We start from the raw sequence: 8,577 nt of genomic DNA, 5'->3' as shown, positions 1-8,577 counted from the left end.
CTTTAACTTTGCAAAGTTAAAGATTTAAGTTCTTTGAAAAATAAAATATTAACAAATTAAAAAAACTGTCCTAATAAAAGGGGACACTTAATACTTTAATATTAATATTAATTTTAATTTAAAAAGTCATGAAACAGGTATTAACATTTTTTTTAACTGCAACATTCAGTACATTGTTGTTACATCCTATTAAATCTCAAAATGTTACTTACAAAGCCTCCGTGCCTGTTTACAGACACTATGCCAAACAATTTGTAGTAACAGATAGTAAAGATGAACCCTTTATAACTGTTAAAGATATAAAGGAAGGCAAGACATTGACCGTCAGGGGAGAAGATGCTACGTTAATAAAAGGTAAAACTTTAAAAAATTCCAAAGGTAACGTTGTTGCCACTCGTAAAGGCAAAACTATCACTTTCCCTGAAAACAGCGTAGTTGTTAAAGAGGTTAAGAAAAAGAAAAACTGGAAGTATTATCACGACGATAAAGTTATTCTTGAAGTTAACTGCAAATTTAACAGAGCTACAAGAATGTATGATGTAGAAGCTGTAGCGTTCGACCAAAGTGAACTAACTGACGATTTACTAAAAATCAATTTCGGCAGACTTGATAGATACCTTTGGCTTGAAGAGCCAGAATGGAAGACAATTACTACATGTGTAAGTTCGGTTGTTGCTGTAGCTATAGTTGCAATACTAATGAATTAGAATACAATATAAAAATGTTATATGTTGTCTAATTGAAGAAGAGGTTGAGGTAAACACTTCAACCTTTTCTTTTAACTTGGGTAGTTTTATTTTTCAAAAAAAAATGGTAGAACTCTCTAAAAGATAAGATACTATCTTTTAAAAAGGGGATATAAAAATGAGTATAAAAAAATTCCCATTTACTCGCCAACCCGACGCAATGGACTGCGGTCCCGCATGTATCGGCATGATAGCCAAGCACTACGGCAAAGAGTACGATATCAACGGCTTGCGAAACAACTCGTATATAAGTCGCGAAGGAGTATCGTTGCTCGGCATTAGTCGTGCTGCGGAAAATATTGGCTTTCGTACCTTGGGCGGTCGTATCACATTCAAGATGTTGGCAGAAAAAGCCTTGCTACCGTGTATAGTGCACTGGAGGCAAGATCACTTCGTAGTGGTGTATGCTATAAAAAAATCGAAGAAAAATGGCTACGATGTCTATGTGGCAGACCCAGGGAAAGGACGTATGCGATTTACGCAAGATGATTTTTGCGAAAACTGGATAAGCACACAAACAGGCGGAGAGGAGAAGGGAGTAGCACTACTATTCGAGCCTACAGCCCTGTTCTACGAAAAAGAGGGCGATGCCATAAAAAAGGAGAATCGACTGAAATTCCTTTGGAAATATTTGGTAAAATATAAGCGGTTTTTTACGCAACTAATACTTGGACTGTTTTTAGGTAGCATACTGCAACTAATATTTCCATTTCTAACGCAGGCTATCGTAGATGTTGGGATAAATGGCAAAGATATCGGCTTTGTTTGGTTGGTGCTTATTGCCCAAACGATGTTGCTTTTCAGCCGTACTGCTATTGACTTTATCCGCCGAAAAATCTTGTTGCATATCAGTACACGTATCAACATCTCGCTTATATCCGACTTTTTTATCAAACTGATGAAACTACCGATGAAGTTTTTCGATACAAAGCTCACGGGCGACCTGCTACAACGCATTGAAGATCATCGACGTATAGAAAGATTTCTGACCGTACAAACGCTTAATATGTTCTTTTCGGTGTTTAGTTTCATTATTTTTGGCATCGTTCTATTTATCTACAATGTGTCAATATTCTTGGTTTTCCTTGCAGGAAGCATACTTTACGGCTTGTGGATAATGGTTTTCCTAAAAAAACGGAAAATATTGGACTATAAATATTTCGAGCAGCAAGGGATAAACAGAAACATTGTATATCAACTTATTAACGGCATGCAGGAGATAAAACTGCAAGGTTGCGAACAGCGCAAACGTTGGGAGTGGGAAGATGTGCAAGCCGACCTTTTTGATGTAAATATGCAGTCGCTGTCGTTGCAACAAAATCAAGAAGCCGGAAGTATCCTGATAAATGAGTTGAAAAACATTATTATAACCGTTTTAGCCGCAACAGCCGTTATCAGCGGAAATCTAACATTGGGTATGATGCTTGCTATTCAATACATTATCGGGCAGTTAAACACTCCTGTAGAGCAGATAATGGGTTTTATCTACAGCTGGCAAGATGTTAGCATTAGCTTAGATAGAATGAACGAAATCCACACGCAAAAAAACGAGGAGAACGAGAACCGAATCTTGTGTGATCTTCCCGAAGATCGTTCGTTGAAAATCAAAAACCTATGTTTTAAGTACGATGGAACAAGACCCAACTATGTGTTAGACAGTATCAATTTAGATATTCCGCAAGGCAAGGTAACAGCCATTGTTGGGGCGAGCGGAAGCGGAAAAACCACACTCGTCAAACTGCTTTTGGGCTATTACGCGCTCAATGAGGGAGTAATAGAGGTCGGCAACAAAGACTTGGAACGATTTAACCTTATTTGGTGGCGCGAGCAGTGTGGCGCGGTAATGCAAGAGGGTTATCTCTTTTCCGACACCATTGCCCGCAATATCGCTCCTGCTGATAGCAAGATTGACCTGAAACGACTTCGCTATGCAGCACAAGTGGCTAATATTGCCGATTATATTGAGGCACTGCCACTCGGATACAACACCCTGATAGGACAAGACGGACAAGGCGTTAGCCAGGGACAACGGCAACGAATTTTGATAGCCAGAGCCGTGTATAAAAACCCGCCGTTTATCTTTTTAGATGAAGCCACCAACGCCTTAGATGCTAATAATGAGAGAGCTATAGTCGAGAACTTGGCAGAGTTCTACAAAGATAAAACCGTTATAGTAGTTGCACACCGATTGAGCACGGTAAAAAATGCCGACCAAATCGTTGTCCTCGATAACGGACATATCGCCGAAACAGGCACACACGAAGAGCTTACGCAAAAGAAAGGAAAATATTATGAGTTGGTTAAGAACCAATTGGAGCTTGGAAATTAAACGGTGTCTCATAAATGTCCAACTGCTACGTTACTTTCTATATTCGGGCTCAGTCACGTACTTCATGTACGCTCCTTCGCCCTCAATCTCAGTGCCTTGCATTTGGACACTTCTGAAACACCTTTCTGTTTTTCAATTGAATATTCGTTATGAAACATCCCATAACAATCAACAGCTAATTTCTTTTAACCTTATATACTTTTAACTTTATAACAATGAAACCACCAATCACAAAAGCAGAAATAATAAATAGGATTAAATTGCCAGGAAAGCGAAAAACGGCAGAATGGCTATTCTCCGAGTACCGCGATAAAATTGATAGATATAGACAGCCTGAGCTTCGTATTGCGAAGGTTCGTAAAATCATTGGGCAGGTTCCGCCCGCACTGTTACGCTACGGAATAATGATAATAGGCGGTGCTTTGTTAGTTTTGGTTGGGATAGCGGCATTTATACCCTATCAGCCCACCATAGACATTGAGATTGCCGTAACGCAAACCGATGACGGAACATTGCACTATTCAACACGCATTCCACAAAATGCGATAAAAAACATGGATAAGTTTGCAGGAGTAGCACTTAACTCACAGTTAGAGCTACCTTTCCCCGTAGAGTATGAGATTGAGACTATTTCAGAAACAGTAAAGGTTTCAAGGCAAAGTGCCTGGCAACAGGCTACGCTCGCTCCAATAGACAAAATCTCTGCTAACATTCTATTGGATAAGCCAATAACAGTGCCCGGTAAGATTTTACTTGAAAAACAGAGCATTATGATGTGGGTTATTGAAAAAGCGAGAAAATAAGATGAGATTATATAAAGATTATGCAGAGATTATGTAAAGATTATCTTTTGATTATAAACCGTCTTACAAATGCAATATATCTTTGCATTATACAAAAGAAATTAAAAACAGAATTAACGAGCCGAGTATTTTATAGGTGCGCAATATAAAAGAAAAGCGAATTAAGATAGTTTACGTAAACAAACGAGCGAATAGACAGGCCGAGTTAATCTCATAAAAAGTATGACTTGCCAATTTTATATTAACTTTTCCCTGAAATTAAATTTGTTGAAGGGAAACAAAATTTGAATAAAATGAAATTATCAATTTATAGTATCGCTATAATGTTTGCTTTAGCAACTATTTCATGTAGTAAAGAAAGTGAAAACAATCCACAGGTAACCCAAAAACACCAAAAGGTTCCTACAAATCAAATTCAGATAGAATACAGTTATGATAATGTCCTTAATGTTATTAAAGGAGACGATTTGCGTGGAAAACTTAGCTGGTATAAAAGAGACAAATATGAACCAGAAAGAGAAATGTTTGTTGGAAACTTTTATATAAACTATGATGGTTTGGGAGATATTACCATTTCTGATATAAATGACAATAATGTCGTTGTATCTAACAGAGAGAATGTTTTTAATTTTTTAATAAGAGAACAATCAATGAACAATGTGGTAATGACGATAACAGGTTCATCAGAAAGAGTTATTGAACTAACTTATTTGGATAGTGGTTTAGCACTTCAAAATTTTCTAGGAAATATAGAAGTTGGTCAAATATTAAATGCGAATGACAAATTTCCCTGGGTTTTAGTATGGGGTGCTGCTTTGCTTATTTCCGCTGGAGTAGATTATTATTGTGATAATCAGATTGCATCGGATGTAGCAGGATGCACAGAAAACGGAATGTGCAGTGTTGTCAATTCTTGTAGTGCTTCATGTATTACTTGCCCCTAACCATAGTCAAATTAAGGCGGTGTCTCATAAGTGCCCAACTGCTGCGTTACTTCGATATTCAGACTCAGTCACGTACACTTCTGCTTTGCTCAGTGCATCGCTTTGTGTACGCTCCCTCGACCTCAATCTCAGTACCTTGCATTTGGACAATTTGAGACACCTTGCCACTTTTTAGTTAAATTTTACTTTTGAGACAGCCTCATTTAAAATTATACAGATATGCCAAACAAACTATCAAATAAAAAAAAATATGAACATAAGGTTATATTAATCTTGGGGTTAATCTTTTTTGTTTTAGGAACACTTTTCAACATCTACTATATTTCTCAATTTAAAAACGATATTTATTCTTTCCAGAGTCCTGTTTTGACAAACCTCTCCGACCTAACACCCTTAAAAATAATAAGTTTTACCATAATAGTTTTTCCTTTTCTTGAAGAAATAGTCTTTAGGTTATGGACAATGAAAAAACGATTTACTTATATTATTTCACTAATAGGTATTTCTCTAATAATTTTTCAAATTTCAAAAAGTTTTTTGATTTTTGCTCTGGTTGCATTGATTTTATTTCTCTGTTTCTTTTGGATAAAAAATACAATAATAAATGCAGTAATAACTTCACTAATCTTTGCTTTTATGCATTACGGTAATATTGATAGCTCATTATGCATTGTCAACTTAATACCTTACTTCGGGTTATCGCTAATTTTGTCTTTTATTGGACTGAAATTTAATTTTTTCTTGTGTGTTTTAGCTCATTCCGTTAACAATTTTATTGCAATGATCCCTTTAATTTTCTTCCCTAACCAGAATATGTCTTTGATTCAATTTGAAAATAACACTTATACTGCCCAGCTGACAGAAATTTCTGTTTTCTCATCAGGTGAAAATAAAAACATAAATAATCTTGACACTATTGAGGTTATATCAACACTACCTGAATTGATCCCTAATATATCTCCTTTCAACAACGAAATAATTTATGCGAGCGAAGTTAATTCATTAAACAAATACCAGCTAACTGCCTTTTCGAAGCCTAATGAAAAAATTTCAATAGAACAGTTGATAAGGGATTTACAAAAAATAGCAAACATAGGTTCAGACACAACTATAATTAAAGCCCATATTATTAAAATAAACAGTGGTATTTCAGAGCTACCGAACAACTACGGTTTAATGACTCTTTACGACCTTGTAAATTATCTAAGAACGCACAAAAACTTGCCTGTCAAACTATCAAAGGAAATTTCATCAAATGAAACAATTGTTTTTAATACAAGTATTTTAAAAATGAACTCTCATTCAAAAATTATTGAAACAATTAATAGTGATTCAATACTTAACATTTCGCTTGAAAAAGATGGAGAGTTAATGAGGGTGTCATTTTTTAACAAGGGAATAAAAACTCACAACAAACTTCGTTAATAAAATATCAATGAAAGCTATTTTTCAACTTCCCAGTTTTAAATAAAACAGTTATGAAACAATCACTTTTAATCACTTTTACTCTTATCTTTTTATTCAGCCACAATCTTTTTTCGCAAAACCGTTTTGTTGTCTTTACCGATAAGCTAAATAGTCCAATAAAAGATGTATTGGTTTTAAAGGAGTTAGAGCTTATTGCCATTTCAAATGACGACGGTATTGCTCACTTAGACGATAAGATAGAGCAAATTAGATGTCACAGAGTTGGCTTTAAAGACTCTATCGTAAATTTGTCTTCCGTAAATAACAACACAATTCAATTGGAGAGTACAACTGACTTACAAGGGGTTGTAGTAAGGGCTGATAATTATGACGCTCGAAAACATCTTGTACAGCTTCGAGACTCGTCTCATGCGTTATTTATGCAAAGTGATACTGTTGTTTTTTATGATTTTGAGATGTTCCTTAAAAACCTAAAAACTGGCGAGGTTGAGAGTTTAAAGGGTTTATTGCGGGTTAGCAATAAATTAAAACCAGGTTGGGGCAATTTATATATTTGTAGTATCGATAGTTATAAACACGCACCCAATAGAACAAATAAAAGAAGGTCTCCTTACAAATTTGACCACCTGTTTTTTTATTTTAGTCTTGACAAAGTACTAAAAGAAAATATTTTATTAGAAAAATCCCATAGATGGAAAAACTTTAACAGTAAAAAGGCTTCCTTTAAACGCGATTGGTCGATAAAAGATAGTACACACTTTTATATTGGACCGAAAAATAGTCATTATAAAGTTTCTGAGATTTGCTTCTATAATGATAAACTAAAAACTTTTGAATGGTACTTTAACTTAACTGAACCTCTATATGTTAAGCGGTTTAAGCATTACATTATGGGGCTTAGTACATTTATAGAGTACTCGTCAAACAACACCCTTCATCCAACGTTTTTACGGCGAGCTGCACGCTATAGGACAACCGATAATATTGATTATATGGGTTATATAACAATTTTAGAAACAAGCAGATGCAATTGTGAGCTCGATAAAATAGATAATAGATATAATTCAGCTCGAAGTTTACAGGAAACTGTGGAGTTTATAAACAAACAGTTAAACAATGAGCAGTGAGCAATTAGCAATTAGCAATGAACAATTATAATTGACATATTTACAATCATTTAATCGTAGATTGTTTTGTTTTTACTGAAAAGTGCTACTGTAAGCGAGTTATGTGTTGTTGCGCACCCATAGACACAAGCCTATGGTTAATCACATGCTGTCCTATAAACAAATTAATTGTTAACAACTAATTACTAATTGACTGTGGTTTAGCCCAATTGCACATTGTTCATTGCTTACTTCGACTTCGCTCACTACAAACATTGCTAATTGTTTTAACTCCCTTTTCATGATGTTTACAGAATATATTCTCATCAATAAAGTCCAAATGCTCTCTGTTATTTTCAAAATCAAGCTTATCGCATTCAAATATTAATACTGGAAACTCTGTCTGTTGCGATAGGTAATCGAAATAACCCTCTTCGATACTTTTCAGGTAATCAGCTGTGATACTCTTTTCATAATCACGACCACGTTTTTTTATATTTTTCAAAAGCTCTGAAGTACTTCTATGCAGGTAAACGTAAATCGTGGGTTTTGGCAATTGGTTTAAAATAAGGTTAAACAACTTAAAATAAAGATTATACTCATCGTCAGTCAATGTCTTTCTTGCAAAGACTAATGATTTTGAAAAATAGTAATCTGATATAATAAGCGAGTCGGCAGAATCGGGTGCCAGCTCCTTTTTCAACTGATTATATCTATCGGCGAGGAACGAAAGTTCTAATGGGAAAGCATATCTGTCAGGCTCTTTGTAAAACTTTGGTAAGAACGGATTATCGGCAAACTGTTCATAAACAGCTTTTGCATTATATTTTTCAGCCAATAGCTTTGTTAACAGGGTTTTCCCTGCGCCAATATTGCCTTCTATTACGTACAGTTGCATTGTCATTAAAAGTTATCTGTTATTAATTACACAAACTTAGTACAAAACAATGATCTATTGATACAGTTAATTGAAAATAATTTAATTCAATTACGTATCAATTTTAACGATTGTTAAAACAATTTTGTAGCTTTGCACAAAATTTAAATAGAGTTAAAAAATGACAAAAAAAGCCGAAATACACACCGAAAAAGGGGTGATGACAGTTGAGTTTTTTGAAAAAGATGCTCCAAATACGGTAGCAAATTTTTGCAAGCTTGCAGAGAGTGGATTTTATGATGGATTGCGTTTCCACAGAGTAATACCCGACTTTGTAATACAGG

The 8,577-nt window shown here is 35.0% G+C and carries 8 protein-coding genes; 7 read left to right on the top strand and 1 reads right to left on the bottom strand.

Annotated features, from left to right (window positions below; all coding sequences use genetic code 11):
- Positions 1-128 precede the first annotated feature (128 nt).
- From GX311_10900 to GX311_10875, 6 genes are all read left to right on the top strand, one after another.
- Positions 129-707, top strand: coding sequence for a hypothetical protein (locus GX311_10900; protein NLK16890.1), 579 nt, complete (start codon positions 129-131; stop codon positions 705-707).
- A 157-nt stretch (positions 708-864) separates the two neighbouring features.
- Entirely contained in the window at positions 865-3,075 is a 2,211-nt protein-coding gene (locus GX311_10895; protein NLK16889.1) for a peptidase domain-containing ABC transporter, read from the top strand.
- Positions 3,076-3,290: 215 nt separating this feature from the next.
- Entirely contained in the window at positions 3,291-3,878 is a 588-nt protein-coding gene (locus GX311_10890; protein ID NLK16888.1) for a hypothetical protein, read from the top strand.
- A gap of 293 nt (positions 3,879-4,171) precedes the next feature.
- A complete protein-coding gene (locus GX311_10885; protein NLK16887.1) occupies positions 4,172-4,822 on the top strand; it encodes a hypothetical protein in 651 nt (216 codons plus the stop codon).
- 219 nt (positions 4,823-5,041) lie between these two features.
- Complete coding sequence (locus GX311_10880) at positions 5,042-6,247, top strand: CPBP family intramembrane metalloprotease (protein ID NLK16886.1); 1,206 nt, start codon at positions 5,042-5,044, stop codon at positions 6,245-6,247.
- A 53-nt stretch (positions 6,248-6,300) separates the two neighbouring features.
- Positions 6,301-7,377, top strand: coding sequence for a hypothetical protein (locus GX311_10875; protein ID NLK16885.1), 1,077 nt, complete (start codon positions 6,301-6,303; stop codon positions 7,375-7,377).
- A gap of 220 nt (positions 7,378-7,597) precedes the next feature.
- Here GX311_10875 and GX311_10870 read toward each other — a convergent pair whose 3' ends face one another.
- Positions 7,598-8,254 carry a deoxynucleoside kinase gene (locus tag GX311_10870; protein NLK16884.1) on the bottom strand — a complete coding sequence of 219 codons (657 nt, stop codon included), beginning with the start codon at positions 8,252-8,254 and terminating at the stop codon, positions 7,598-7,600.
- 160 nt (positions 8,255-8,414) lie between these two features.
- Between GX311_10870 and GX311_10865 the strand changes: the two genes are divergently transcribed.
- On the top strand, positions 8,415-8,577 hold a 163-nt coding region (locus GX311_10865), incomplete at its 3' end, for a peptidylprolyl isomerase (GenBank protein ID NLK16883.1).

The sequence above is a fragment of the Bacteroidales bacterium genome (assembly GCA_012519055.1).
GTDB lineage: Bacteria > Bacteroidota > Bacteroidia > Bacteroidales > Salinivirgaceae > JAAYQU01.
This window is presented reverse-complemented; position numbering and strand designations above follow the sequence as displayed.